This window comes from Streptomyces sp. NPDC040410 (assembly GCF_055595715.1).
On record NZ_JBVIVK010000030.1, the window covers coordinates 25,882 to 51,640 of the forward strand.

Annotated in this window: 24 protein-coding genes and 2 pseudogenes; 14 read left to right on the plus strand and 12 right to left on the minus strand. The window is 70.7% G+C overall.

Annotated features, from left to right (window positions below; all coding sequences use genetic code 11):
* Positions 1 to 41 precede the first annotated feature (41 nt).
* On the minus strand, positions 42 to 1,421 hold the full coding sequence (locus tag ACZ562_RS34940; protein ID WP_471187862.1) for an FAD-binding oxidoreductase: 1,380 nt from the start codon (positions 1,419 to 1,421) through the stop codon (positions 42 to 44).
* 162 nt (positions 1,422 to 1,583) lie between these two features.
* Here ACZ562_RS34940 and ACZ562_RS34945 point away from each other — a divergent pair, with 162 nt between their 5' ends.
* Both ACZ562_RS34945 and ACZ562_RS34950 read left to right on the plus strand, forming a co-directional pair.
* Positions 1,584 to 1,934, plus strand: a complete 351-nt coding sequence (locus ACZ562_RS34945) for a VOC family protein (RefSeq protein ID WP_471187864.1) — start codon at positions 1,584 to 1,586, stop codon at positions 1,932 to 1,934.
* 5 nt (positions 1,935 to 1,939) lie between these two features.
* Complete coding sequence (locus ACZ562_RS34950; RefSeq protein ID WP_471187867.1) at positions 1,940 to 3,121, plus strand: class I SAM-dependent methyltransferase; 1,182 nt, start codon at positions 1,940 to 1,942, stop codon at positions 3,119 to 3,121.
* A gap of 239 nt (positions 3,122 to 3,360) precedes the next feature.
* Here the strand turns inward: ACZ562_RS34950 and ACZ562_RS34955 are convergent, their stop codons facing one another.
* The 7 genes from ACZ562_RS34955 to ACZ562_RS34985 are packed head-to-tail and all read right to left on the minus strand — an operon-like array spanning position 3,361 to position 10,249.
* Entirely contained in the window at positions 3,361 to 4,245 is an 885-nt protein-coding gene (locus ACZ562_RS34955; protein WP_471187870.1) for an alpha/beta fold hydrolase, read from the minus strand.
* A 21-nt stretch (positions 4,246 to 4,266) separates the two neighbouring features.
* Positions 4,267 to 5,631: an NAD(P)/FAD-dependent oxidoreductase gene (locus ACZ562_RS34960; RefSeq protein ID WP_471187871.1), complete on the minus strand. Its 1,365-nt coding sequence runs from the start codon at positions 5,629 to 5,631 to the stop codon at positions 4,267 to 4,269.
* A 2-nt stretch (positions 5,632 to 5,633) separates the two neighbouring features.
* Entirely contained in the window at positions 5,634 to 6,464 is an 831-nt protein-coding gene (locus tag ACZ562_RS34965; RefSeq protein WP_471187874.1) for an ABC transporter permease, read from the minus strand.
* Complete coding sequence (locus tag ACZ562_RS34970; RefSeq protein WP_471187876.1) at positions 6,461 to 7,279, minus strand: ABC transporter permease; 819 nt, start codon at positions 7,277 to 7,279, stop codon at positions 6,461 to 6,463. Before ACZ562_RS34970 ends, ACZ562_RS34965 begins: the two co-directional genes overlap by 4 nt.
* A complete protein-coding gene (locus ACZ562_RS34975; protein WP_471187879.1) occupies positions 7,276 to 8,214 on the minus strand; it encodes an ATP-binding cassette domain-containing protein in 939 nt (312 codons plus the stop codon). Before ACZ562_RS34975 ends, ACZ562_RS34970 begins: the two co-directional genes overlap by 4 nt.
* 53 nt (positions 8,215 to 8,267) lie before the next feature.
* Positions 8,268 to 8,537 (minus strand): acyl carrier protein, encoded by a 270-nt coding sequence (locus tag ACZ562_RS34980; protein ID WP_471187882.1) that lies wholly within the window; start codon positions 8,535 to 8,537, stop codon positions 8,268 to 8,270.
* A 47-nt stretch (positions 8,538 to 8,584) separates the two neighbouring features.
* The gene (locus ACZ562_RS34985; RefSeq protein WP_471187887.1) at positions 8,585 to 10,249 is read right to left on the minus strand and encodes an AMP-binding protein; all 1,665 of its coding nucleotides are present in this window, start codon (positions 10,247 to 10,249) and stop codon (positions 8,585 to 8,587) included.
* A 150-nt stretch (positions 10,250 to 10,399) separates the two neighbouring features.
* On the opposite strand from ACZ562_RS34985, the gene ACZ562_RS34990 reads away from it, so the two are divergent.
* Both ACZ562_RS34990 and ACZ562_RS34995 read left to right on the plus strand, forming a co-directional pair.
* Positions 10,400 to 12,007: a (2,3-dihydroxybenzoyl)adenylate synthase gene (locus ACZ562_RS34990; protein WP_471187889.1), complete on the plus strand. Its 1,608-nt coding sequence runs from the start codon at positions 10,400 to 10,402 to the stop codon at positions 12,005 to 12,007.
* A complete protein-coding gene (locus ACZ562_RS34995) occupies positions 12,004 to 12,867 on the plus strand; it encodes a 4'-phosphopantetheinyl transferase family protein (RefSeq protein WP_471187892.1) in 864 nt (287 codons plus the stop codon). The genes ACZ562_RS34990 and ACZ562_RS34995 overlap by 4 nt, the downstream gene beginning before the upstream one ends.
* Here ACZ562_RS34995 and ACZ562_RS35000 read toward each other — a convergent pair.
* Positions 12,822 to 14,027: a cytochrome P450 gene (locus ACZ562_RS35000; RefSeq protein WP_471187895.1), complete on the minus strand. Its 1,206-nt coding sequence runs from the start codon at positions 14,025 to 14,027 to the stop codon at positions 12,822 to 12,824. The genes ACZ562_RS34995 and ACZ562_RS35000 overlap by 46 nt on opposite strands.
* A 210-nt stretch (positions 14,028 to 14,237) precedes the next feature.
* Between ACZ562_RS35000 and ACZ562_RS35005 the strand changes: the two genes are divergently transcribed.
* Positions 14,238 to 15,476 carry a cytochrome P450 gene (locus tag ACZ562_RS35005; protein WP_471187898.1) on the plus strand — a complete coding sequence of 413 codons (1,239 nt, stop codon included), beginning with the start codon at positions 14,238 to 14,240 and terminating at the stop codon, positions 15,474 to 15,476.
* A gap of 294 nt (positions 15,477 to 15,770) precedes the next feature.
* Here the strand turns inward: ACZ562_RS35005 and ACZ562_RS35010 are convergent, their stop codons facing one another.
* Entirely contained in the window at positions 15,771 to 18,146 is a 2,376-nt protein-coding gene (locus tag ACZ562_RS35010) for an AfsR/SARP family transcriptional regulator (RefSeq protein ID WP_471187901.1), read from the minus strand.
* A gap of 71 nt (positions 18,147 to 18,217) precedes the next feature.
* On the opposite strand from ACZ562_RS35010, the gene ACZ562_RS35015 reads away from it, so the two are divergent.
* The 9 genes and pseudogenes from ACZ562_RS35015 to ACZ562_RS35055 all read left to right on the plus strand — a co-directional run bounded on the left by ACZ562_RS35015 (position 18,218) and on the right by ACZ562_RS35055 (position 24,285).
* Positions 18,218 to 18,838 (plus strand): transposase, encoded by a 621-nt coding sequence (locus tag ACZ562_RS35015; protein WP_471187904.1) that lies wholly within the window; start codon positions 18,218 to 18,220, stop codon positions 18,836 to 18,838.
* Between the two features lie 791 nt (positions 18,839 to 19,629).
* Positions 19,630 to 19,752 (plus strand): hypothetical protein, encoded by a 123-nt coding sequence (locus ACZ562_RS35020; RefSeq protein WP_471187907.1) that lies wholly within the window; start codon positions 19,630 to 19,632, stop codon positions 19,750 to 19,752.
* A complete protein-coding gene (locus ACZ562_RS35025) occupies positions 19,749 to 19,958 on the plus strand; it encodes a hypothetical protein (RefSeq protein WP_471187909.1) in 210 nt (69 codons plus the stop codon). Before ACZ562_RS35020 ends, ACZ562_RS35025 begins: the two co-directional genes overlap by 4 nt.
* Before the next feature lie 171 nt (positions 19,959 to 20,129).
* On the plus strand, positions 20,130 to 20,435 hold the full coding sequence (locus ACZ562_RS35030) for a hypothetical protein (RefSeq protein ID WP_471187912.1): 306 nt from the start codon (positions 20,130 to 20,132) through the stop codon (positions 20,433 to 20,435).
* Positions 20,432 to 20,695, plus strand: coding sequence for a hypothetical protein (locus ACZ562_RS35035; protein ID WP_471187914.1), 264 nt, complete (start codon positions 20,432 to 20,434; stop codon positions 20,693 to 20,695). Before ACZ562_RS35030 ends, ACZ562_RS35035 begins: the two co-directional genes overlap by 4 nt.
* Positions 20,696 to 20,879: 184 nt before the next feature.
* Positions 20,880 to 20,966: pseudogene (locus ACZ562_RS35040) on the plus strand (IS3 family transposase); the annotation flags it as partial.
* 71 nt (positions 20,967 to 21,037) lie between these two features.
* Positions 21,038 to 21,958, plus strand: coding sequence for a LysR family transcriptional regulator (locus ACZ562_RS35045; protein ID WP_471187917.1), 921 nt, complete (start codon positions 21,038 to 21,040; stop codon positions 21,956 to 21,958).
* A 94-nt stretch (positions 21,959 to 22,052) separates the two neighbouring features.
* Complete coding sequence (locus tag ACZ562_RS35050) at positions 22,053 to 22,865, plus strand: arginase family protein (protein ID WP_471187919.1); 813 nt, start codon at positions 22,053 to 22,055, stop codon at positions 22,863 to 22,865.
* Positions 22,866 to 23,256: 391 nt separating this feature from the next.
* On the plus strand, positions 23,257 to 24,285 hold the full coding sequence (locus ACZ562_RS35055; RefSeq protein ID WP_471187922.1) for an ornithine cyclodeaminase: 1,029 nt from the start codon (positions 23,257 to 23,259) through the stop codon (positions 24,283 to 24,285).
* A 338-nt stretch (positions 24,286 to 24,623) separates the two neighbouring features.
* Here ACZ562_RS35055 and ACZ562_RS35060 read toward each other — a convergent pair.
* Positions 24,624 to 24,940: pseudogene (locus tag ACZ562_RS35060) on the minus strand (hypothetical protein); the annotation flags it as partial.
* A 181-nt stretch (positions 24,941 to 25,121) separates the two neighbouring features.
* Complete coding sequence (locus ACZ562_RS35065; protein ID WP_471187924.1) at positions 25,122 to 25,466, minus strand: hypothetical protein; 345 nt, start codon at positions 25,464 to 25,466, stop codon at positions 25,122 to 25,124.
* Positions 25,467 to 25,759 lie beyond the last annotated feature (293 nt).

Sequence of the window (25,759 nt, forward strand, 5' to 3'; positions counted from 1 at the left end):
GAGGAGGCCCGCCCGCATCCCGCGGGCGGGCCCACCCGTGCTCAGCTCGCCGGCGTGATGTTGTTGTTCGTGTGGAAGAAGTTCTCGGGGTCGTAGACGGCCTTGATCCGGGTCAGCCGCTCGTAGTTGGAGCCGTAGGCGTCCTCGATGCGCTCGGCGGAGTCCGCGCCCAGGTGGTTGGCGTAGACCGCGCCGGTGGTGTACGGCAGGAGTTCGGCGTACACCTTCTCGGTCCACTCGACGGCCTCCTCGTCCTTGGCCGGGTCGGTCCAGGAGGTGAGGATGCTGGTCAGGTAGCCCTCGCGGTGCAGGAAGGGGGTCTCGGACGCCGGTACGTTCGACATGACACCGCCCATCAGGCCGCCGCCGACCAGGCTCCGTTCGGACGGAGCGTTGACGAACCCGTCGGCGAGGATCTGCAGCGGCTCGTCGCGCAGTTCGGGCAGCAGGAACGAGCGCGGGTAGTACCGGTGACCGGCGACGGTGTTCTCGTCGAGCATCCGCTGCACAGCCACGTACGGCATCAGGCCGCAGTGGTCGAGGAGCGCGCCGGTGCCGAGGCCGCGCATCCGGCCGATCAGGTCCTCGGTGGAGTCGTCGGGGGCCGCGTGCACGAAGCCCAGGCCGATCGCCGGTGCGCCGCCCGGGGCGGTGAGGAAGGCGAAGGAGGTGGTCAGCTCGTCGGGGGCGGTCCGGTTGAACTCGTCGAGCCGCCGGGCCACGTCCACCGTCTGGTCGATGGGGAAGGCGAGCAGCCCCGCCATGCAGTCGCCCTGCGGGTGCAGGTCGAACTCGAAGCGGGTGGCCACGCCGAAGTTGCCGCCGCCGCCCCGGATCGCCCAGAACAGGTCGGGGCGGTCCTGCGCGGTGGTGGTCACCAGCTCGCCGCTGGCGAGCACGATGTCGGCGGAGACCAGGTTGTCCACGAGCAGACCCCGGTAGCGGGCGAGCCAGCCGAGGCCGCCGCCCAGGGTGAGGCCGCCGATGCCGATGTACGACTCCTGGGAGCCGGTGACGGCGAGCCCGAAGCTGGTGGTCTCGGCGTCGACGTCGCCCTGCTCCAGGCCGGGCTGGACGACCAGACGGCGCTTGGCCGGTTCGACCCGGATGCCGCGCAGCCGGGAGGTGTCGAGCAGCAGTCCGCCCTCGACGGTGCCGGTGCCGGCGAAGCAGTGGCCGCCGCCCTTGACGGCCAACTCGATGTCGTTCTCACGCGCGAAGTTGACGACCTTCACGACGTCGGATGCGCCGTCCACCTGGACGATCGCCCCGGGGTTCTTCTGGAAGTAGCCGTTCCAGATCTGCTTGCGCTCGTCGTAGTCGGCGTCCTGCGCGGTGATGGTGCGGCCCCTGATCGCCTCACCCAGCTCCGCCAGCCTGGATTCCGGGATGGCCGTACCGGTCGCGGTGACGAGTCCCACGTCAGTCCTCCTTCGGGGTTGGCGAGTTCGGCCGGCGCGCCCTCGCGCTCAAGGAGGCCGATGCGAGGAGAACGTACGGCCGCCGAAGGGTCCGCGACGCGGGGGTGAAAGAGGGCGGAAAGGCCCCCGAGGCCGCGGGGAGCGCTGGTTACGCTGGCGCCCATGTCTGCACTCCGCGCGATGCCGCTGCTCACGGTGAGCGATCTCGATTCCGCAGTGGAAGCCTACGTCCGGGTCACCGGAATGGAAGTGATCATGAATCACGGCTGGATCGTCACCCTCGCTCCGCCGGCCGACCACTCCGTGCAGGTCAGCCTGATCACCAAGGACCCCACCGGGCCGGTGAACCCGGCGGCCTCCATCGAGGTGGAGGACCTGGACGCGGCTCTCGCAGGGGCCCGCGCCGCCGGCCTGGAGATCCTTTACGGACCCGAGGACGAGGAGTGGGGCGTACGGCGCTTCTTCTACCGCGACCACGACGGCACCGTCGTCAACGTCCTCGCCCACCTCTGACCGCCATGGCTCCCGCCTTCCGCAACCCCTCCCCCGCCCGTCCCGGACTCGGCGCGCCGCCCGCCCGGCGGGGGAAGCCGGCCACGCCCGCGGCGGACTCCACGCAGGCGTTCTCCCTGCGGCTCTTCGGCGCCGGGCTCGCCTCGGCCGAACTGATGACCTGCTACCTGGGCCTGGAACTGGGTCTGTACGAAGCCCTGCGCCGCACCGGCCCCGCCACGGCCGCACAGGTGGCGAAGGAGAGCGACCTCGACACCCGGATGGTACGGGAGTGGCTGGAACAGCAGACCTGTGCCGGTGTGCTGACCGTCGACGCACCCGACGCGCAGCCGGAGACCCGGCGTTTCACGCTGCCGCCCGCCCACGCGGAAGCGCTGCTCGACGCCGACGGCCCGAACTGGATCGCCCCGCTGGTCGTGATGCCCATCGGCGGCATGGCGGCCGTGCTGCCGCAGCTGGTGGACGCCTACCGCAGTCGCCGGGGCCTTCCGTACGCGGCCTACGGCGAGGCCCTGCGCGGGGGGCAGGCGGGCCTGAACCGCGGTGTGTTCGAGCACCACCTTCCCGGCTGGATCAGCCGCCACCTGCCCGACATCGACGCCCGGCTGCGGGTGCCGGGGAGCAGCATCGCCGACGTGGCGTGCGGTTCCGGCCTCTCCACGCTGGCGCTGGCCCGGATGTTCCCCGACGCCGAGGTGCACGGGCTCGACCTGGACGAGGCGTCGATCAGGGACGCCGAGGCGAACCTCGCTGCCGCCGATCCCGCGGAGGGGCTGAGCGACCGGGTCCGCTTCCGCGCCGGGGACGCCGGTGAGGCCGGGGGAGCCGGGTCGGCGGGACACACCCTGGTGTGCGTGTTCGACGCCCTGCACGACATGTCGGCGCCGGTGGACGTGCTCCGGGCCTGCCGTCGGCTGATGGCGCCCGGGGGTGCGGTGCTGCTGATGGAGCCGTCCGTCGGCGAGCGGTTCACCCCGGCGGCGCCGGACAGCGAGCGCTTCCACTACGCGGTCAGCGTGCTGCACTGTCTGCCGGTCGGGATGAGCCGGACGCCGAGCGCGGCCACGGGCACGGTGATGCGGCCGGACACCGTGCGCGGGTACGCCGCCGAGGCGGGCCTGGACACCCGGGTGATCCACGTGGGGCACCCGTTCCACCGGCTGTACCGGCTCACGGCCCGACCGTAAGGCGGTACGGCAACGGCTCCCGGCCTCTCTCGGAGGCAGGGAGCCGTCGCGTTGCGGGGGGTGTCAGCTCTCTTCCGTACGGGCGTCAGCTCTCTTCCGTACGGGCGCCGGCTCTCTTCCGTACAGGCGTCAGCTCTCTTCCGTACAGGCGTCAGCTCTCTTCCGTACGGGCGCCGGCTCTCTTCCGTACAGGCGTCAGCTCTCTTCCGTACGGGCGCCGGCTCTCTTCCGTACAGGCGTCAGCTCTCTTCCGTACGGCTCTCTTCCGTACGGTCCTCGGAGAGCCGGCGCGAGCTGCGCGGGGTGCCGACCTTGCCCGAGCGCAGGTAGTCGGCGACCAGCGCGTTGACCTCGGTGGGCTTCTCCAGCAGGCAGGCGTGCCCGCAATTGCGTATCTCGGTGTACTCGGCGGTGGGGATCAGGTCCGCCAGCTCCCGCGACAGGTGCCGGGGCGCGACGATGTCGTGCTCCATGCCCACGACGAGCAACGGCACCCGCACCGCGGCCACTTCCTCGTCGCTGGGCCGGAAGGCGGTGCTCGCCTCGGCGTGCCCGATGGCGCCGTGGCCGCCCGACTCCGCGAGGCCCGCCAGCCCGTCCAGGTAGGCCGCGATGAACTGGTCGCGGTTGAGCGCCCGCGGCCCGAACAGGTACATCGCCCGGAAGGTTCCCTCCAGCAGGGCCGGCACCTTGTGCCCGTTCTTGAGCCGGTCCACCGCCTCGGCCTGGATGGCCTGCTGCAGCTTGCCAGGCTTCCACGGGACCCCGATGAGCGCGGCACGCTCGATCAGCTCGGGGCGCTTCATCGCCAGTTCCAGCAGGATCATCGCGCCCACCGAGTAGCCGATGTAGGTGCAAGGGCCCAGCTCCAGCGCCTCGTTGAGTGCGGCCAGGTCCTGCCCGAGCAGTTCCACCGTGTAGGGCGGAGGGGTCTCCTCCGAGGGGTGCACACCGCGCAGGTCGAAGGTGACGACGCGGTATCCGGCCTTCGTCAGCTGCGGCACCTGCATGGTCTCGAACAGGGATGCCTGGTGCTGTCCGGGCACGAGCACGACCACGGGACCGTCCTCGGGGCCGTAGATGTCGTAGCTCAGCGTGACGTCCGTGGACAGGGTGACTTTCATGGTGTTCCCTTCTGTGGGCGCTCAGCCGGTGACCAAGCGCTCGAAGTCCTGACGGTCGGGTCCGACGTGGTCGCGCCGGAGATCGGGGTGCTCGCGCAGGAACGCGAGCACCCGGCGGGCCACCTTGCGGTCCCGCATCAGCTCGGCCGGGGTGAGCAGCATGTGGTAGACGCGCTCGGCGGCGACGCGCACGTGCGCGTCCTCCTCGCGCAGGACGGCGAGGGCGGTGAGGACGCGGGCGGTCAGCGAGTCGTCGTGCGCTGCGCCCGCGAGTTCGGCGAGCCGGGCGGCGTCGGTGGCGACCTGCTGCTCGAACCACAGCCCCAGGCACTGTTCGGTGGCGTCGTGAGTCTCCACGGCCCAGTCCGGGGGGTCCTGGTCGAGGCGGCCGAGCTGGTCGGCGACGGTCCTGGCGTGCGCCAGGGCGAGGGCCACGCCGCGTCCGAAGGTGGGGTTGGTCTGCAGGCAGGCGTCGCCCACCAGCGCGTAACCGGTGACCAGCGGGGCTCCGTCCGCGACCAGTGACCGGCGGCGGTTCTCCAGACCGGCCATCGGCATCGGGTCGCCGACCGGCGTCGCCCCGTCGAGCCAGTCGCGCACCGGAGCCACGCTGGCCAGGAACCGCAGGTAGACCGGGCGTTCCAGCAGCCGGGTCCGTACGGGGTCGTGGGAGGAGACGGTGGTCGACAGGTGGAAGCGGCCGTTGTCGCCGGGGAAGGCCAGCACGGTGGCGAAGTCGAGTTCGTGCACCACCGGGGCCCGCAAGGACGGGAACCGGCCGCCCGCGTCCAGCGCGAACTCCTGGGCGATGTAGGAGAACCCGCACGACTGGACCGTCTCCCGGGGCGGGGCGCCACCGATCGCGGTGAGCCAGGCGGCCACCGAGGACCTGCGGCCGGTGGCGTCCAGCACCACGTCGGCGGCCAGGTCGCCGCCCCCCGCGAGGCGAACCCCGTGCACATGGGGACCACCGTGCGGCGTCCCGGCGCTCAGTAGGCCGGTGACCCTGTCGTGCAGCAGCGTGACCGAGGGGTCGGCGGCGGCACGGCGGCGCAGCGCGGCCTCGAAGACCAGCCGGCGGCTGAGCAGGCCGAGGTCGTCGCCGCCCGTCTCCAGGGGCACGGCGACCGCACCGCGGCCGGTCAGCTCCGCCAGCACTTCGGGGCACTCCTCGCGCAGCACCCCGATGCCCAGCCCCAGCAGGGCGTGCCCTTGGCGGGCGTGCGGCACGCCGGGCCGCTCCCAGTCGGCCACCTCGGTGTGGGCCCCGCCCTCGGGGGGCGGGCCGTCCCGTTCGACGAGTGTCACCCGGTGTCCGCGGCGGGCGGCGAAGGCCGCGAGCCCGAGACCGGCCACTCCCCCGCCCAGTACGACGATGTCCGCCACGATCAGCCGCGCTTCACGAGCATCGCGAAGCGGCGCGTGGCGACGGCCGTGCACACCGCCGTGACGCCCACGGTCCAGGCGGCGGTCCCGAGCACCGGTGCGGTCAGCGCGCCCTGGTGGGAGAGTCCGGCCAGTGCGTCGGCCGCCAGCGAGACGGGGTTGACGCTCACCACCGGTCGGATCCAGCCCGGGAACGCCTCCAGCGGTACGTAGCCGCTGGACATCAGCGTCAGGACGAGCGTGGGCATCTGCACGTAGCGGACGATGATGCCGGGGTGCTGGGCGACGAGGGCGACGGCGACGGCCAGCGCGCTGCACATCATCCCGAACAGCGCCACGATCCCGAAGAAGCCGAGTACCGCCAGCGGCCCCCGGGAGAACCGGAAGCCGACCGTGTGGGCGACGAGCGTGACCAGGACGGCCACCCCCATGATCCGTACGAAGTCGCCGCCGATCCGCCCGAGCACGTACGCCCGCATGTCCAGCGGCATCGCCCGCAGCCGGTCGAACACCCCGCTGCGGATGTCGCTCCACAGGGCGATCGCCGTGGTGAGGACCGAGGAGAACGCCGTGGTGAGCACGATCAGCGGGGCGAGCCGCCCCACGTAGTCGACGTCCTGGGTGTCGCGCACCAGCACGTTGAAGGCGGCCAGCAGCATGAAGAGCTGAAGCAGCGGAAAGGCGATGGTGACGATGATCATCATCCGGTTCCGGAGGAACTGGCGGAGCACCCGTCCGGCGATGACGACGCAGGCTCCGGCCAAAGTGGCCGGGTCGGGCGAGGAGGACGGCGGCACCGACGGTGCTGCCGTCCCCGGCGACTGCACGGTCATCGGATGGCCACCTTCCTGAAGGCGACGGTCGTGGTCCAGGAGAAGAGGACGAGGAGACCCACCACCCAGGTGAGGCCGGGCAGCGTCGCGCCCCAGGTGAGTTCGGTGGTCGACAGGGCGCGCAGCGCGTCGATCACTGCGGACACCGGGGAGGCTGTGACGACCGGCTGGAGCCAGCCGGGGAAGAGGTCCGCCTCGACGAAGCCGGTGGAGAGCACCAGCAGCGGCAGGTACGGCATGTGGAGCACCGCGCTGAGCGCCTCCAGGTTGCGCAGGCGCAGCGCGATGGTGGCCGTGGCCAGCGACAGGGCCACGGTGAACGCCACGGCGAACACCACGAAGCCCAGTGCGGCGAGCGCTCCGTGGTCGAGGCGGAAGCCCGCCAGATGCCCGGCGAGCACGATGGCGACGCTGGACAGGAGACCTTGCAGCGCCACCACGGCCAGATGCGCCAGGCTCATCGCGCGCATGTCGACCGGGCTGGTCAGCAGGCGGGAGAAGACGCCGCTGGAGCGGTCGGCGGCCAGGTCGGTGGCGCTTGCGATGGCCACGAACATCAGGGCCTGGACCAGGACGGTCGGAGTGACGAAGCGGCCGAACTCGATGCCCCGCTCGTCCAGCATTGCGGCGAAGGTGCAGTAGAAGATGGCGAAGAAGAGCAGCGGGTGCACCACGGTGGCCACCAGGGCGCCCCGGGAGAACGAGCGCACGCGCAACCGGTCGAAGAGCACCTGGAAGTCGTGCTGCCAGCCGGCCGGGCGGCCCGGGGGCGCCGGGGCGGCGGGCGCCGCCGCGACGCCGGGCGTGGTGCTCATCGGGTGGCCTCCGTCTGCATCGGCTCGGTGAGTGCGAAGAAGACCTCGTCGAGCGTCGGCTTGGTCACCTCGATGTCGGCGATCCGCAGTCCCGTGCCGCCCAGCCGGCCGAGCACCGCGCCGACGTCCTCGGGGCGCGCCATGGGCACGGCGACCGTGTCGCCCTCGGCCGTCACGCCGGGGAGGTCGCCGAGTGCCTGACGGGCCGCTGCGGTGTCGGCGGCGCCGGTCAGGGTGAGGCGGCACATGAGGCCGCCCACGTCGAGCTTGAGCTCGTCCGAGGAGCCGTCCGCGAGGACCCGGCCCTTGTCGATGACGACGATGCGGTCGGCGAGCTGGTCGGCCTCCTCCAGGTACTGCGTGGTGAGCAGGACGGCGACCCCTCGTGCGGCCTCGGCCCTGACCATGTCCCACAGGAGTTTGCGGCTGCGCGGGTCGAGGCCGGTGGTCGGTTCGTCCAGCACCAGCACCGGCCGCGGGACCACCAGGCTCACCGCGAGGTCGAGGCGGCGGCGCATGCCGCCGGAGAGGTATCCGACGGGGGTGTACGCCGCTTCGCCCAGCTCGAACCGCTCCAGCATCTCCCCCGCCCGCTGCTGGGCCTCGCCCCTGCCGAGGCCGAGGAGCCGGCCGAAGAACACCAGGTTCTCGCGCGGGCTGATCTGTTCGTCGAGGGCGGCGAACTGCCCGGTGACGGCGATGTTGGCGCGCACCAGGGACGGGTCGGTCCCGGGGTCGTGGCCCAGGACGCGGATGGTGCCGCCGTCGGGCTGCAGCAGCGTGGTCAGGCAGTTGATGAGGGTGGTCTTGCCCGCTCCGTTGGGGCCGAGCAGGCCCACCACGGTTCCGGCCGGTATCCGCAGCGACACCCGGTCGAGTGCGGTCTGCTCGCCGAATCGCTTGGTGAGGTCCGAGAGGAAGATCGCCTCGGTCATCGTGGCTCCTTCATTCCTTCATGACGTCGTCGTGCTCGGGTCGGTGGTGGCGATCACGACGGCGTCCGGACCTCGACCTGGCTCAGGACGTAGCTGAGCACCTGTTCGGTGGTCTGGATGGCACGTCCGGTCTGCTCGTCGATCGGCGGCAGATCGAAGTCGTCCTCGATCGCGAACGCCATCTCCAGCAGAGCCAGGGAGTGGAACCCCAGGTCCTCGACCAGACGCATGTCCTTGCCCGCCTCGAACCGCTCCCGCTCGGGGGCGAGTTGCTCGATTATCGCGAGCACGGTCTCGCGCACCTCTTCACTGGAGTAGGACATGTGGTCTCCTGTTCTGGGGCCGGTCGGGCGGTGGTGTGCAGGGCCGGTCAGGCGGGGCGGTCGGTCGCGGCGGGCACCGCGTCGAGGAAGTGCTCCTGGCTGAGGCGCTGCCACAGCTGACGGCGGCGGCTCTTGCCGCTGCTGGTACGGGGGATCGCGCCGCGGGGCACCCGGGCCACGTGCCGGCGGGTGCCAGGGCAGGCTGCGGCGAGCACGTCCTCTGCCACCTCGGCGGCCCGGGTGTCGAGCCCCTCCAGCACGGCCACGGCGTGCGGGCGGCCGTCCGCCTCGCCGAGCACGACGCAGACCCTGCTCAGGTTGAGTCCGGCCCTGCCGAGCATCAGCTCGACGTCCTCGGCGAACAGCGAGCGGGCGTGGACCTTGACGCTGTCGCCGAGCCTGCCCAGCACGTAGAACTCATCCGCCAGTTGGAAGGCGACGTCGCGGGTGAGAAGCCGCCCGTCCACGAAGGCGGTGCCCTCGGCGGAGCCGTCCGCGAGGTAGCCGTCGGCCAACGAGGAGCCGGAGATGGCCAGTTCGCCGACGTGGCCCTCGGGCAGCGGCTGTCCGTCCTCTCCGACGACCCGTACCGTCAGGCCGTCCAGTGCGCGGCCGCAGCTCATCACCTGGACCGTCGCCCGGTCCGCGAGCCCGGCCGCGAGGGTCACCTTCGCTCCGACCCGCAGGTCGTCCCGGTGCACGAGGACGGCGCGCGGAACCTCCTCGACGGGCACTCCGGTGACGGCGAGGGTGCTCTCGGCCAGCCCGTAGGCGGGGGTGAGGGTGTGCGGGGACAGGCCGTGCGGGCGCATCAGCTCCGTGAAGCGGGTCACCAGTGCGGGGTCGATGCGTTCAGCCCCGACGATCACCGCCCGGGTGCGGGAGAGGTTGGCGCCCTCCAGGTCGGCGTGGCCGACCTTGTCCACGATGCGCTGCAGGCCGAACGCCGGGGTAGCGGTGATCGTGGCGGGCTGCTCGACCCGGTTGGCGTCGAAACGGGTGACGTACGACAGCGGATGGCGCAGGAAGGTCTCGGGCCTGCACACCGCCAGCCGGTTGTTGCCACAGACGGGCACCACCAGGCAGCCGATGAGCCCCATGTCGTGGTGCATCGGCAGCCAGGAGCACCAGGAGTCGTCGCGCCCCGCACGCTCCCAGGCGCGGATCGCGGCGGTGTTGGCGTCGAGTGCGGCGTGGCTGATCCGCACTCCGCGGGGGCGGCCCGAGCTGCCCGAGGTGAACTGGACGAGGGCCTGTTCGGCGGGGTCCCGTCGGCCGGGATCGCCCGCGACGAGCTCCTCCAGGAGCAGGACGCGGGTCCCCGGCCCGCTCTCGGCGAGGACGTCCACGGCGTAGTCGTGGTGGGCGGCGTCGACCACCACGGTGCCGGCGTCCACCGCGGCGACGACGGCGCGGACGTGGGCGCGGGCGGCCTCGCCCGACAACCGGGTGGGGGGCGCCAGCACGCTCACCACGCATCCGGCGGCCTGCACCCCGTAGAAGGCGGCGACGAGGTCGGGTCCGGTCGAGCACAGCAGCGGCACGACCGCCCCGCGGGGCACGCCCTGCGCGATCAGCCCGCCCGCGATCCGCAGCGCCGCATCGGCGAGTTCGGTGTAGGGCCGGTAGGTGTGGCAGGCCTCGTCGAACATCTCCACACCGCTGTCGTCGCGAGGTGCGTCGAGCCAGCTCAGCGTACGGGGGCGACTCATCCATCACTCCTAGGCGGGGCGTCCCGGGGGCCGGGATCTCGTCGGCGACGCTGGTGACGATAGGAGCGATCGCCAGGGCGCCCTTCGTCTCTTTCACGGCTCTGTTCGTCCCGGCCGGCGCGGCCCGGCGGGGACGGAACACTGGCTGTCATGGATGAGTTCACGCCGTGGAGCGACGAGGACGCCGCCCGCTACCGGGCCGCCGGGATCTGGCGGGGGGTGCCGCTGGGGGACGCGCTGACAAAGACGGCACGGGCCTTCCCCGGCCGAACCGCGGCCGTGGACCGCAAGCGCCGCATCACGCACGGCGAGGTGCGCGCCGAGGCCGACGACATCGCGCGCGGTCTGCTGGCCCGGGGCGTGAACCCCGGGGACCGGGTCATGGTCCAGCTGCCGAACGTCATCGAGTTCCTCACCGTCACGGTGGGACTGTTCCGGGCCGGCATCATCCCGGTGTTCGCGCTGCCGGGACACCGGGAGAGCGAGGTACGGCACCTGATCGAGGCTTCCGGGGCGGTCGGCTACGTGACCGCCGGCCGTTTCCAGGGCTTCGACTACCGCACCCTCGCCCGGCATGCCGCGTCCCTCCCCGGCGTCCGTACGGTGATCGTGGCGGGCGACAGCGAGGACCTCACTGCGTTGTCCCGGGTCCGCGCCCAGGGCGCCGACGGCGGGCCGCTGCCCGAGGTCGATCCCTCAGGTGTGGCGTTCCTGCTGCTCAGCGGCGGTAGCACCGGCAGGCCCAAGCTGATACCCCGGACGCACGACGACTACCTCTTCAACATCGCCGCCTGCGCACAGGCTCTGGAGTTCGGCGCGCAGAGCGTGTACCTGGCGGCGAACCCGGCGGCGCACAACGCCGCCCTGGGATGCCCGGGAGTGCTCGGCGCGCTGCTGGTGGGCGGCAAGGCGGTACTGGCCGCGAGCCCCTCCCCCGACGAGGTGTTCCCGCTGATCGAGGGGGAGGGCGTCACCCATACCACCGTGGTGCCCGCCCTCGCGGCGCTGTGGTCCAAGGTCGCCGCGAAGCGGCCGGTGGACATGAAGGGGGTTCTCCTCCAGGTGGGCAGCTCCAAGTTCGACGAGCAGGCCGCCGGGCGCACGCAGTCCGCGCTCGGCTGCCGCATCACGAACTGGTTCGGCATCGGCGAGGGCCTGCTCACGTACACACGCCTGGACGACCCGGAAGAAGTGGTGCACAAAACCGAGGGCCGCCCCCTGTCCGAGTTCGACGAACTACGCCTCGTCGACGAGGAGTTGCGCGAGGTTCCGACGGGCGCTGTGGGCGAGCTGGTCACCCGCGGCCCGTACACGATCAACGGCTACTGGAACGCGCCGGAGGCGAACCGCACGTCGTTCACCCCCGACGGCTTCTTCCGCACCGGCGACCTGGCCAGGCTCACCCCTGAGGGCAACCTGGTGGTCGTCGGCCGTGCCAAGGACGTGATCAACCGGGGCGGCGAGAAGGTGTCGGCCGACGAGATCGAGGGGCACCTGCGCGGCCACGAGGCCATCGACGACGCCGCGGTGGTGGCCCGGCCGGACGCCGAACTCGGCGAGGCCGTCCTCGCGTTCGTGGTCCCGGGCGGGGGGCCCGGGCAGGCGCCTTCGCTGGTGGAGATCAAGCGGTACCTCGCGGGCAAGGGGCTGGCCGCGTTCAAGCTGCCCGACGAGGTGCGCGAGCTGCCGGTGCTGCCGCGAACCCCGGTCGGCAAGATCGACAAGGTGGCGCTGCGGGCGACGGCGGCATCCGGTTGACCCGTGGGACGGCATTCTCCGGCGCGGCCGGTGAGGCGGCGCACTCCGCTACGGCCCGTACGACGGGAGCCTGCGGCACCGCCCGTACGACTGCCGTCTCCGGTGTGATCCGGACGCTGCTGCCCGCGTATGCGGCGGCCCTGGAGAGCACCTGGGAGCTGACCGGCCCCGCGCTCTTCGAGGCGGAACAGCGGCAGGTGGCCGACGTGCTGCCCGCGCGCCGCGCGGAGTACGCCACCGTCCGGCGGGTGGCGCGCGCCTGCCTGGCCGAACTGGGCGTCCCGCCCGCCGCACTCGTGCGCGGCACCGACGGGGCGCCCCAGTGGCCGGCCGGGATGGTCGGCTCCCTGACGCACTGCCGGGGTTACCGGGCGGCAGCGGTGGCGCGGTTGCGGGACGCCGACGGTATGGGCATCGACGCCGAGCCGTGCGCGCCGCTGCCCTCCCGGGTGCTGGCGCAGGTGACCTCGGCGGCCGAGCGGGCCCACCTCGCCGAGCTGGGCGCGGTGTGGCCCGACGTGCCGTGGTGCCGGGTTCTCTTCAGCGCCAAGGAGGCGTACTACAAGGTCTGGTATCCCGCGACAGGATGCTGGCTGGGCTTCGACGACGCCGAGGTCGTCCTCGAACACGGCCGTGGTCAGGGCACGTTCGCGGTGCGGCCGGTCTCGGGTGGGGTGCGCCGGGCCCGCCGAGCGGACGCCGTCTTCGACCCGGTCGCCACCGGCTTCCCGGCCCTGCGCGGACGGTGGGCCGCCGGTGCGGGCCTCGTGGTGACTGCGATCACCGCACCGGCGGGCTCCCTGCCGCGCCAGGCTCAGGCGGGCCGCACCGCCACCGGCACGCTGCGGTGTGCCCAGTAGGGGAAGCGGAAGCCGCCGGCGCTGGGCTCCCACTCGCCCTCGCCCGCCGACTCGATGTCCGCGAACCGGGCAACCAGCCGCTCGAAGACCACCGCCCCCTCCACCCTGGCCAGCGCCGCGCCGAGGCAGTGATGCACTCCCCCGCCGAAACTCAGGTGCGGGTTGGGCGACCTGGTCAGGTCGGCCCGGTCCGGGTCGCGGAAGACCCGCTCGTCGTGGTTGGCGGAGGCGAGCAGCAGCACCACGACGCGTCCTTTGCGGACCGTCAGTCCTGCGATCTCGATCGACTCCAGGGCCATCCGGGTAGTGGCGTGGATGGGCGCGTCGTAGCGCATGAACTCCTCCAGCGCGCTGGCGACGATGCCCGGGTCCTTGCGCAACTGCCGCTGAGTGTGCGGCTGCCGCACGAAGAGGTCGCCGCCGGTGGCGATGGCGTTGGTGGTCGTCTCGAAGCCCGCGTAGTAGACGAACAGCGCGTTGTCGATGATCTCCTCGTCGGTCAGCGGCTCCTCGCCGTCCTTGACCGCGGCGAGCATCCGCGACAGCAGGTCCTCGCCGGGGCGTCGTCTGCGCTCGCGGACCAGCTGGGCCATGTAGTCGCGCAGCTCGACCACGGCCCGGTGCGCCTCGCGTTGCTGCTCCGGCGGGATGAACACCGCGAAGGCCTGGGCGAGCGAGGTGGAGAGGCGGGCGATGTCGGCCCGGTCGGGGTGGGGGACGCCCAGCAGCTCGCTCATCACCGTCATCGGTACGGGGACGGCCAGGTCGGCGACGAGGTCGAAGCGGCGCTCGTCGGCGAACCGGTCCAGCATGCCGTCGACCAGCCGGGCGATGGGCTCGCGGAGCCCGCGCACCATCGCCGGACTGAGCGACTTGACGAGCAGCCGGCGCAGCCGGGTGTGGCCGGGCGGGTCGCGGTCGACGACGATGCGCCGCAGGTAGTCGTTGGCCGGCCCCTCGCCCACCGACAGCGCCTGGTACTCCTCGGGGAACTCCCGGCCGAGCCGTCGGTCGCGGAGCAGCGCGGAGACCTCCTCGTGCCGCGGGAAGACCCACTGTCCCGGGCCGCCCCGGCAGACCGGGCCGTACGCGCGCAGGCGGCGGTAGACCGGGTAGGGGTCGCGCATGGCGCGCGCGTCGTCCAGCAGGAAGCGTGGCATGTTCAGCACGGTGTTCAACGCTGCGTCACCTCCCGGCACCCTGGGGTGCGCGGCTCGGGTCCGGTGGTTGCCTGGCCCGCCCAGTCTGCGAGCCCGGTGCGGGGCGCCGGACGGCGGTGAAGGACTGGCGACAGGTTCTCCCGCCCCGGCTGCCGGGCTGTCAGGCTCCTCACCGGACACCATGCGCACGCAACAGGAGGTGCCGGCCGCATGCGAGAGCTGCCCGTCAAGTTCGACTCCCGCGATCCCGCCGTGGTCGCGGACCCCTACCGTGTGTACGCCGCTCTCCGCGCGGCCGGCCGCCTGGCCCGCGGCGCGGCCGGCCAGTGGGTGGTCTCGCACCACCAGGACGTCAGCCGACTACTCAAGGACCGTCGGCTCGGGCACGAGTACCCGCCGGAGTACCACGAGTTCTCCACCGGGGCGGGGCCCGCGAACGAGTTCCTGAAGCGGATCGTGCTCGACCAGGACGCGCCCGCGCACACCTTCTTGAGGGGCATCATGCAGCGTTCGTTCAGCCCGGGGCTGATGCGCAGGCTGGAGGACTACGTCGCCGCCCAGGTGGACCGGCTGATGGCCGAGGCCCAGGACCGGGCGGGCCGGGGCGGGATGCTGGACGTGGTCGGCGACTTGGCCTTCCCGTTGCCGGTCACCGTGGTCTGCGAGCTGATCGGCATTCCGGACGTGGACCGCGACGCGGTGCGGCCGCACGCGGTGGAGCTGGCCAAGGCGTTCGCCCTGTACGTGCCCGTGGAGGAGCGGGCGGCGGCGCACGACGCGGTGACCTGGCTGCGCGACTACGTCTCGGCGCTGGTCGACGAGCGGGCGAAGCGCCCCGCCGACGACCTGATCAGCAATCTGCTGGCCGCCCGGCGCACGCATCCCGGCTTCGACCGGGAGACGCTGGTCGACAACGTGGTATTTCTGTTCTTCGCGGGCTTCGAGACCACCACCAACCTGATCTCCACGATCTTCTCCGCGCTGCTGCAACACCCGCAGCAGTTGGCCCTGTTACGGGACCGGCCGGAGCTGGCGGTCCCGGCCGTCGAGGAGTTCCTGCGTTACGACGCGCCGATCCAGGCCACCGCGCGCTATGTGAAGGAGGCAGTGGAGATCGACGGCCGCACCGTGCGCGCGGGCCGCATCCTGGTACTGCTGCTGGGGTCCGCCAACCATGACCCGGCCCGGTTCGCCGACCCCGGCCGGCTCGACATCACCCGCGACCCCAATCCGCACGTGAGTTTCGGCGGCGGTGTGCACCACTGCCTGGGCGCGGCACTGGCCCAGGTGGAGGGGCGCGCCGTGGTGCGGTGGCTGGCGCACGCACCGGCCACGCCGACCGCGGCGGGCGTCGTGGAGCGGCGACCCAGCGTCACCTTCCGGGCCTACCGCAGCATTCCGGTGAGGTTCGAGCCCGCCGAGCGGCCGCGGGTGGCATCCGCACCCTGACTCCCGCCCGCCTGGCGGCCGCGGGGTGCGTCGACGCCCTGGCCCGGCCGCTTTCGTGCCTGCCACCTCTGACCGCACCGCCGCTGCTCTGGCCCCACCATGCCCGCGCGGGCCCCGGCCCCGCAGGATCGCCCGCGCGGGCCCGGCCGACATCACACCGCACCCGCGCGGACCGGACACACCCGGCTACGGCACCCGCTCCCCAAAGCGGACGCCCCGGGCCCCAGCCCCGCAGGAACGCCCCCGCAGGCCCGGCAGACTCACACCGCACCCGCGCGAACCGGACACACCCGGCTACGGCACCCGCTCCCCAAAGCGGACGCCCCGGGCCCCAGCCGAGCTCATCGCCGTGGCGAGCAGCGTCGTGCTCTGCTCCGGCAGGCCGATGCCCCGGCAGGCGGCTGCCAGACCGAGCAGCGCCATGCGGTACGTCACGGCCTCCCGGGAACCGGTAGCCCCGCCGTCGTACTCCCCGCCCCTCTCCTCCTCCTCGCAGACGCTGCCGCCTTCCGGCGACAGGACGAACCGCAGGTTGCGCGCGAGTTGCGCGGCCGGGCCGAAGAACTCCTCGTGCCCGCAAGCGCACAGCATCTCCACCATCGCGGGCAGCGCCCGCTCGCAGATCTCCATCGCCTCCTTGCGGCCGTTGATCTCGGGGAGGTGGGGGACGGCGTCGGGTCCCACACCGGACCCGTCGTCCGGCCGGCCGAGCAGGAGGCAGCTTCGGGAGGTGAGGGCCAGGTGGTGGGCGAGCAGCCGACGGAGCGCGGAGCGCCGCCCGCCGCCGCGCAGGAACTGCACGCACCCCTCCGTGCCCGTCGTGACACCGGCCACGAGCCCGTGCAGGGCGTAGCGGCCGATGTGGGGCTGTTCGAGGAGGTTCACGTCGAGCAGGCCCTCCAGCAGCAGCTCGGCCTCGGCCGGACCGGTGCCGAGCAGGGCGGCCGCCTCGTACACGTCCAGGCTCGCGTCCGGCACCAGGGCCAGCACGCACAGGGCGTGGCGCTGCGCCTCGGTCAGCGCGTCGAAGGAGAGCTGGAGCACCGACCGGACGCTCCGGTCGCCCGCCTGGAGTTCGGCGGCACGGCGGCGCATGTCGCCCAGGCGCTCCACCAGATGGGACAGCGTCCAGGTGGGGCGGCTGCGCAGTTTGGCGGCGGCCATGCGCAGTGCCAGTGGGAGTCCCCCGCAGTACGCGACGAGCCGTTTTGTCGCCTCGGACTCCAGTTCGCCCCCGAGCAGCCGCTCGATGAGTTCTCGGGAGTCGCCCGCGCTCATCCGGGAGACCGGGCAGGGCTCGGTGCCGTCGAGGCCGTAGAGGCGACGGCGGCTGGTGATCAGGGTGAGGGAACCATTGCCCGGCGGCAGCAGCGGCGCGATCTGCGCCTCGCTCGCGGCGTTGTCGAGCAGCAGCAGCACCTTGGAATCGGCCAGCCGGGCGCGCCACATGGCCACCTGGCTGTCCAGGTCCGCCGGGATACGCTGCGCCTCGATCCCCAGTGAGCCCATCAGCACCTGAAGCACCTCAGCGGGTTCGCGGGGCCGCTCGCCCGGACTGAACCCGTGCAGGTCGACGTAGAACTGGCCGTCCGGGCAGTCCTGGGCCAGCCGGTGGGCCGCGTGCAGGGCCAGAGCCGTCTTGCCGATGCCGCCCATGCCGTCGACGCAGATCAGCAGCGGCCCCGGGCCCCGGGAGCCCGCCCTGGCGGTCCGCAGGAGGGTGTCCACCTCCTCCCGGCGGCCGACGAAGTCGGTCAGCCCCGGGGGCAGGGTGCAGGTGGCCCGGACACGTGCCGTCCGGACCCGTGGTGCCACGTGCAGTCTACCCGCGTCAAGCTCGGTGGCGATGGCCTGTTCGACATCGCGGGGCGGGGCTTGGGCCCGCAGGTAGGCGAGCGCGTCACCGCACAGCACCGCTTCGTGCGCCTGGGCCAGCGAGTGATCGGGATCGATGCCCAGTTCGTCGCGGAGCAGGGTGCGTATCTCGGCGTACTCCGCGAGCGCGTCGGCCCGCCGACCCGAGAGCGACAGCGCGAGCACGAGCTGTGCACGCAGGTCCTCCGCGAGCGGGTGCTGCGCCACGAGGTCCCGAAGGTCCTCTATCACCAGCGCCGGTGGCGACGAACGCAGCCGCAGCGAGATCAGTTCCTTCTGGACCGCGAGCCGCCGCTCCTCCACCACCCGTGCGGCCGCGCGAATCAGGCCGTTCTCCAGCTCGTGGCCGTCGACGATGTCGGCCGCGACCTGACCGCGGAAGAGAGACAGGGCCCTCTGCAGTTCCTGGATGAGCTGGGCCTCGCCTGCTCCACCCTCCGCGAGCCTGCGGACCCGCAGGCGGCGTTGGTTGAACTCCACCAGGTCGGACTCGGCCGCACCGACGTTCAGCCGGTAGTTCGGGCCGTCGGTGAGCAGATGCGCACCCGCGCCCGGTATCGACTGGCGGAGTTGGGCGACCGCCTTGCGCACCTGGTTCGAGGCGGTCGCCGGGCAGCACGAACCCCAGACCGCCTCGGCGAGGCGGCCAGTGCTGAGCACTTCACCGGGGGACAGCATCAGCACGGTGAGCACACGGCGCGCCACCGTGCCGGGCAGACGGACAGGTAAATCCCCGCAACGCACCGCGACCGACCCCAGCACCTGGAAGCGCAGACCCCCTTCCCGCGCGGTCATACGGCCGGCTCGCAGAACGCCGGCCGTACCGTCCACCGTTCCCCTGCGACGGTCACGGACCCCGGACATCGGTGACCGGCCGACGCCGCCTGATCACATCGCTGAGGCCGAAGGCGCCCAGGACCGCCGAGCCCCTGATCGAGGCCCTTTTCACCACCCTCGACCAGCAGACCGTCGTGGTCCCGGGCACCGACCCGGCCGCAACGATCGCCCCCAAACTCGCAAAGAACCTCGCCGCCCTGCTCGACCAGTACGCAAAACCCGCCTCCCCCATCGAGGAGTTGCCGGGGGTCCATCCACTTTCCGAACTCCCGACGTCCATGCCGGCGACAGGCGTCACGACCGGAGCCAGGACACTCCTCCACGCCGGCAACGGAACCACCTCCCCCGCCGCAGGCCATCTCGCCCCCCACCCGGGCCCGGCCACCGCCACCCGCACATCCGGGCCCTCGATCCCCGGCGAGAGCCCCTCCCGCCGAGGCAACAAACACCTCCAACGGGCCTTCCTCTTCGCCGCGTTTCCCTCGCTGTCCGATCTGGCATCCAGAGCCTGCTACGAGCGGAACGACGCCGACAGGAGACGGCACCAGCAGGCCCTGATGTGTCTCACCCCCCGCCGTGCCCACATGCTCTTCGCGACACTCCGCGACGGCACCTTCTTCCAGCCCCACACCGTCCCCCAAACCGCCTGACATACGACAGAACAACTGCCCCACCCCTAGACACAAGAGACAGGAGCACGTCGGTGACCTGAGCAGTCTCGCCATCCAGCACACGAAGCGCGATGTGGCCGACCCACACCTCTGCAGCCGGGTCGGCCTCGGCGAAAAGGCAGCAAGCCGCAGCCCATGAATAATTCGATCACACGGACGAAGCCGATGAGGATACACACCTCCACGCCCCGCATGACCTGCCGGTCTACGCCACGCTGCAGGTCGATCGAATCGGGGCAGTGGCCGCGGGCCAGGACCCGGACGCCTGAGATTGCAGTCCCGGGAGGCTGCGGACGGGTGATGCAGTTCTTCTCGACTGAGGGATATTGAAACAGGTGAGGGCCCTCTAGCCTGGTGTGCTTCACCAGGCCGGATGGGACCCCTTTCGCCCCACCGTCGTAGGCGTGACCCAGACCGGCCGTCTGCGACTGGCTCCAAATGCGTCGTAGAGGATGGCTGGATTCTGCGGCGGGCAGCCCTTGCGCCTCCAGTCCCGGTCGAGTATGCACCACCCGCACCACCCGCACCACCCGCACCACCAGCACCACCCGCACCACCCGCACCACCCGCACCACCCGCACCACCCGCACCACCCGCACCCACATCACCATTCATACCCAGCACCGTAAACGCCCCCACCCACACCCGACGCCCCCGGCAAACACCGCACCCAGAAGTGAAGTAACGCATTGAGTAGTTACACCGAACACCACACCCACGCCCACCCACGCGAGAACCATCACGGAAGCAGCGGTCGCCAGGACACACCCATGCCCGGCAGGGATTCCCACGGCCGGTCCGTGGACTGCCGCCACATCCTCACCCTGCCCCTGCAGCCGGCCGGCACCAGCGGCCCGCTGCGCATTCAACGGCTCGTCCCATACCTCGAATGAAGACCAAGGCCTGGCTGGCCGCCAGATCCCACTTCGTCATTCACCACACCCCGAAACACGCCTCCTGGCTCAACCAGGTCGAACTGTCCTTCTCGACCCTGACCAGGAGACTGCTGCGCCACGGGCAGTTCATCTCCCGCGACGAACTGGCCTCGCGCATCGACGACTTCGTCCTCCACCACGACGAACACGACGCCAAGTCCTAGCGCCGGGCCTATGACGGCTCCCCGCTCAAAGTCACGTGAACCCCCGAAGGATCAGAGCTGAGCAGCACCGACTGGCCCGCCCCCACCACCGCGAAGAGCCCGCTGCTCACCCTCGCCCAGATCAACGGCATCCAGGACGCGGTCACCGCACAGGTACAACCCGATGGCGATATGACCACCTACCAGTTGGACGTCTTCTGTGTGGTGGCGCAGACCAACGCCCCGCCGTCGGTCACCGATCCACTGGCCACCCAGTACGCGGGCAAGCTGGTGATCGAGGCGTACTCCCTTGACTACTCGCCACCTGGCGAGTGCACTCCGGAGGAGCGGACCGCGGGAAAGGTGCTGTCTCCGGCCGCCGGGCCGCAGGCAGGTTTCCAAGATGCCGCGACGAAACTCCAGTGGCAGCAGGTCCAGGCCCTTGCCGACTACAACTGCGCGCTTGCGGCATTCGACGACCCCACCGTCGACCCGTGATCATCTTCCCGTCGGACTACACCGGCGACATCAACGACCTGCAGAAGCCGCCGGGATGGACCTCGGAGTACGGCGAGGTCCCGACCTACTGGCCCGCCCCCACCACCGCGAAGAGCCCGCTGTTCACGCTCGCCCAGATCACCGACCTGCAGGACGCGGCCGTCCGGCAGATATCGTTGGACGGCGACACCACGGCCTACAGCGTGGGCGTGCAGTGCGGGCCGAGAACGCCGAACTGCGGCGGGCCAACGAGATCTTGAAGGCGGCTTCGGCTTTCTTCGCGGCCGAGTTCGACCGGCCGTCAAAGCGCTCGTAGCGTTCATCGACGAGTTCAAGAAGGTGTTCGGCGTCGAGCCGATCTGCCGTGTGCTTTCCGGCCACGCACTGAAGATCGCAACGAGCACCTACTACGCCGCCAAGAAGCGGGCACCCAGCGCCCGGGCGATGCGGGACGCGGAACTGAAAGCACAGATCAGCCGCGTGCACGCCGACAACCATGGCGTCTACGGGGTCCGCAAAGTCTGGCGGCAGCTGCGACAGCGAGCAGCATACAAGGAATACTTGAATTATCCGACTATGTCCATAGAGGGTATGGTGGTCGCGTGTTTGAATTCCGCCACTTCCAGGTGCTCCGTGCCATCGCCCGGGAGGGTTCGCTGGCGGGGGCCGCGCGGGCGCTGCACTACAGTCAGCCGACCATCGCCCATCACTTGGCGACCATGGAGTCGCACTTCGGAGCGCCCCTGGTGCACCGCGGTCCGCGCGGCGTCGTCCTCACCGATGTGGGACGGCTGCTACTGCCGCACGCCGAAGCCGTGTTGGGCCAGGTGGGGCTGGCCGAGCAGGAAGTCCGTGCCTTGGTTGACCAGGGCGCGGCGGCGCTACGCGTGGGCACCTTCCCCACCGCGGGCGCGCTGCTGCTCCCGCCAGCGGTCCGGCAATTGACCCAAAGGGGGGTCAAGGTCTCCCTATTGGAAGGTGAGTTGCCGACCGTGGTGGAGGCGCTGCGAGCCGGCAGCCTGCAGGTGGCCCTGGTCTACTCCCAGCCGGGTGAGCCTTTGGACCTGGGAGAGGAGTTCGTGCTGCACCCGCTGCTGGACGACCCTCTGCTGCTCGGACTGCCCGCCGACCATCCGCTGGCCCGGCTGGACTCGGTCCCTCTGGGCCCCTTGCGCGATGAGGGCTGGATCATGGGGACGAACGACTGGGACCCCTGCGACCGGGTCCTCAGCTGGGCCTGCGCGCAAGAGGGATTCGAACCGGTCCGGGTGATGCGCACCGACGACTACGAGCTACTCAAGGGGTTCGTAGCAGCCGGGATCGCGGTGGCGCTGATCCCCCGTCTGGTTCTCACCGGTCATGAGACGGACCTGGCCATCCGGCCGGTGGACGGCCCGAAGCTGGCCCGGCAGATCGGCGTGGCCATGCTCCGCTCCACGGTGTCGGAAAGCGCCAACGCCTTGAGGGAAGCGCTGTTGGAACGGGCGCAGCGGATCACCGGCGCGTGGGATACGAGCCGATAGCCAGGCAGATCGAACACAGTCACCATATTCAATATGGTGATCTAGAGATAATTGAAGCATTCCTCTTGCTCTGAGGTGTGGCCATCATGGCGGCATGAGCTTGGAAACATCACCACTGACCGTGTACCGGGGCCCTGCGGGGGACCACAACGACCGCGCCATGGACGCAGTCGCCCTGCTCGGCCAAGCCCTCTCCCGACGGCTCGGCAAGTCCGCCGTCACCGTGGGCGAGCCGGAGCCGGCCCGCCCGACGGGCTGGGAGGACGAACTGCGCCGCGCGCTTCCCACGCTGAAGCGGATGGCCGAGAGAACCGAGCAGGTTATGGTGGGCGGGCAGGCGCCGATCAGCGCTATCTCCCGGTGCGCGGTCGCCCTGGCCACCCAGCCGGTGGTACTGCGCCACCGGCCCGACACGGTAGTGGTCTGGTTCGACGCCCACGCGGACATCAACGTCCCCACCGACACCGCGACCGGCTATCTCGGCGGCATGGCCTTCTCCGGCCCCCTGGGCTGGTGGGATTCCGGACTGGGAAGCGGCCTTCCCGACCAGCAGGCCATCCTCGTCGGTGCCCGGGATCTCGACCCGGCCGAGATCGAGCACGTCACCGCCGGACGCGTGGCCCTGGTCCCCCCGGGCCCCAGCATCGGTGAACGGCTCGCCAACGCGCTCCAGGGACGCCCCGCCTTCCTGCACGTCGACTGCGATGTGATGGAACCCGGACTATTTACCACTGACTACACCGTCCCGGGCGGCCTGAGCCTCGAGGACCTCAACGCCTGCGCGAGCGTGCTCGCAGCCGGCGACATGGTCGGCGCCGAGATCGGCGAGTTCGAGGGCGGCGGATCCGCGACCGCCAACGACCTCGTCACCGCCGTCGAGCCCGTCCTGAGCGCGCTCGGGTACTGACCCGCGCACGAGCGCTCCTCAATCGCCGGGCCATCGCGCCTCGCACACCAGCCCATGACGGCGACGGATATTCCAGTCTCGAGTCTTGGGCGGAACCAGTGCCAGAGCCCGCAAGGTATCCGACAGGTCTGCCGTCGCCCGAGAGGGCGGGTATCGGCAGACCCGTCCCATCGGCGGGCTGGGGTGACGGGTGAGTGAGCGCACCTCGCACGCGAGCAACGTAGTCCCAGCCCCGCCGCCGCTCTCCGTGCTCGCCCCCACCGTCCGCATGCAGCGATGGCCTCAGGCGACGCACCCGCTCGTCTGAACGCCCCCGACAACTCGACACCCGGGACCCCGGCCCTTGCGCCCTCCACGGTCCCCCCGAGCCCATCCTGGGAGTGATCGCCTAATGTCAGGATTCGTCAGCGTTGGGAACATGGTTCTCTGGATCTCCAAGCAGGGGATCGCCCCGATTCTGACCGGCATGGTCGACGCCATAGAGCAGGACTTCCTGCGCTGGCCGGTCTTCGACAAGACCGCGCGCGTCGCGAGCCACACTCCGTTCGGTGTCATCGAACTCATGCCGATCGCCGATCCGGACCTCTACAGCTTCAAGTACGTCAACGGGCACCCGTTCAACCCAGCCCACGGCTACCAGACCGTCACCGCATTCGGTGTCCTGGCCGACGTACACAACGGCTGCCCGGTCTTCATTGCGGAGATGACAGTCCTCACCGCGCTGCGGACCGCCGCGACGTCAGCGATGGCCGCCCGCGCCCTCGCCCGACGGGGCTCGACGGTCATGGCGATGATCGGCGCTGGAAGCCAGTCCGAGTTCCAGGCGATTGCGTTCCGCGAGGTCCTCGGCATCGAGCGCCTCCAGGTCTATGACACCGACCCTCGGGCCACGGAGAAACTCGTCCGCAACCTGGCCCCTCTCGGATTCGACATTCAGGTCTGCGCCTCCAGCCCGGAAGCGGTCCGCGGCGCGGACATCATCACCACGTGTACGGCGGACAAGGCACACGCAACGGTGCTGTCCAGCCCGGACGTCAGTCCCGGCGTTCACATCAATGCGATCGGCGGTGACTGCCCGGGCAAGACTGAACTCGATACCGCGATCCTGCACCGCGGGACCGTCTTCGTAGAGTTCGAGCCCCAGACCCGCATCGAGGGAGAGATCCAGGCGATGCCTGAAGACTTCCCGGTGACTCAACTGTGGAAGGTTCTGACGGGTGACGCTGCCGGCCGGACCGACGACGATCAGATCACCATTTTCGATTCCGTGGGTTTCGCCATCGAGGACTACTCCGCCCTGCGATACCTGCGTGAGAGCGTGAGCGGCACCTCACTGTGCGAGGAGATCGACCTTGTTGCCGATCCGGATGATCCCAAGGATCTCTTCGGCTTCGCCCTAGCCCCCAGCCCTGTCGGCTGAGTAGGCGAGTACGTGCGTCGGCCGCCTGAAGTCCTGCACCGTCCCGGTCCTCCCGCGCCCCTTGGGTCGAGACGTGTCAAGCACCCTGCACTCATGAATTCGGTTCGGCTGGTATGTCGTCGGCCTCGGTCCAGAGGCGGCGGCTGTACCAGCCGGGCGGGCGAGTCCGCCGTTCCCGCAGCCATGTCCGCATCCAACCAGCCCCCACCGACACCCCCCAACCCCGACACCCCCACCGCACGATTCACATAGCCAATTACGTAACGTCACCGACGAAGCCCCCAGACCCGGCGCACCAAGTCCCACAGTCCGTCGACTCCTCACCAATTCGCGTGACCACTAAGGAACTTCGCGTTCGGGGTGACCACCAAGTTGACAGTGGAGCCCTTCTGCACGACCTTCAGGCCGACCTTGGCCTTGTGCGTGTGCTCACCGGACCGCTTGTCAACGGTGGCGTCCCACATCACCGGGGCCGGCATGACAGCCCGATTCTTGAGCTTCTCGTCGGTGAACTGCACGCTACCGTCGGCCAGCTGCTTGAGCTTCAGACCTTTGGTCTTCAGCGGCAAGTGTACGAGTAGGACTCCGCTCCGGGGCGTTCCTTGATCTCGACGAACTGCTCGAAGCCGGTCCGGGTGGCCTCCACGACGACGCTGCCATCTCGTGCAGCCGCGCGATGATCGCCTCCACGGACGAGACGGCCGCTGACCGTCGCCCGTGCCGTGGCTCCCGGAGGGCGGCGGCGATCCGGTTCTCCGCAAGATGATCCTGCTTCGGTGACCCTTCGCGATCGCGACCCCAGATGTTGCGCCAGAAACGCCTTCTGACCCCACTCATCAGAAGCCCGGCCCGGCAGGCCCGACAGTGGGATGCGAGACCAAGGCACTGGCCGCGATCCGCAGTTGCGCTTCCCATGCCGCCTCGTCGAGCCCCAGCGTGTACTCGATGCAGCACGGGCATGGCGGGAGTAGCGCCACGAATGCTTGCTCCTCAGCAGTCTCGACCTCCATCTCCGACCACTCGTCCGATGCCAACTCGGCGAGATCCACCTCTCCGGCGGTGAATCGCGTGGCCAGCCTGCGCAGCGCGTATCGCCGGGCCAGGTGGTGATCGGGCAGAATGATCCCCAATTCTTCGAGAGCCTGCTCGAATGTTGTCGCGGATGTCCCGGGGGTCCGCATGACGCGGCAGGCCAGCGAGCTCGCACAGGGGCGGCGTGTCCATTCCCATTGCGAGTGCCTGGGCAGCGGTCATCGGCAAGTCTTCCGGACACACCTGATCCGCCTGATACAGCCACGCTGCCTCCACCAGGGGCGGATAGGCGCTGGGGACAGGGTTGTCAGGTTCAAATGTGCCGTCTGTCGCTGCCATGGTTCATACGATGCCAGCACGGCTCGCGAGAACGCCTGGAAATTTGGACTGTCCCGGCAAACCGCCCTGTGGGCCGACCCGCCTCAAGCTGTTGCCCCGGTGA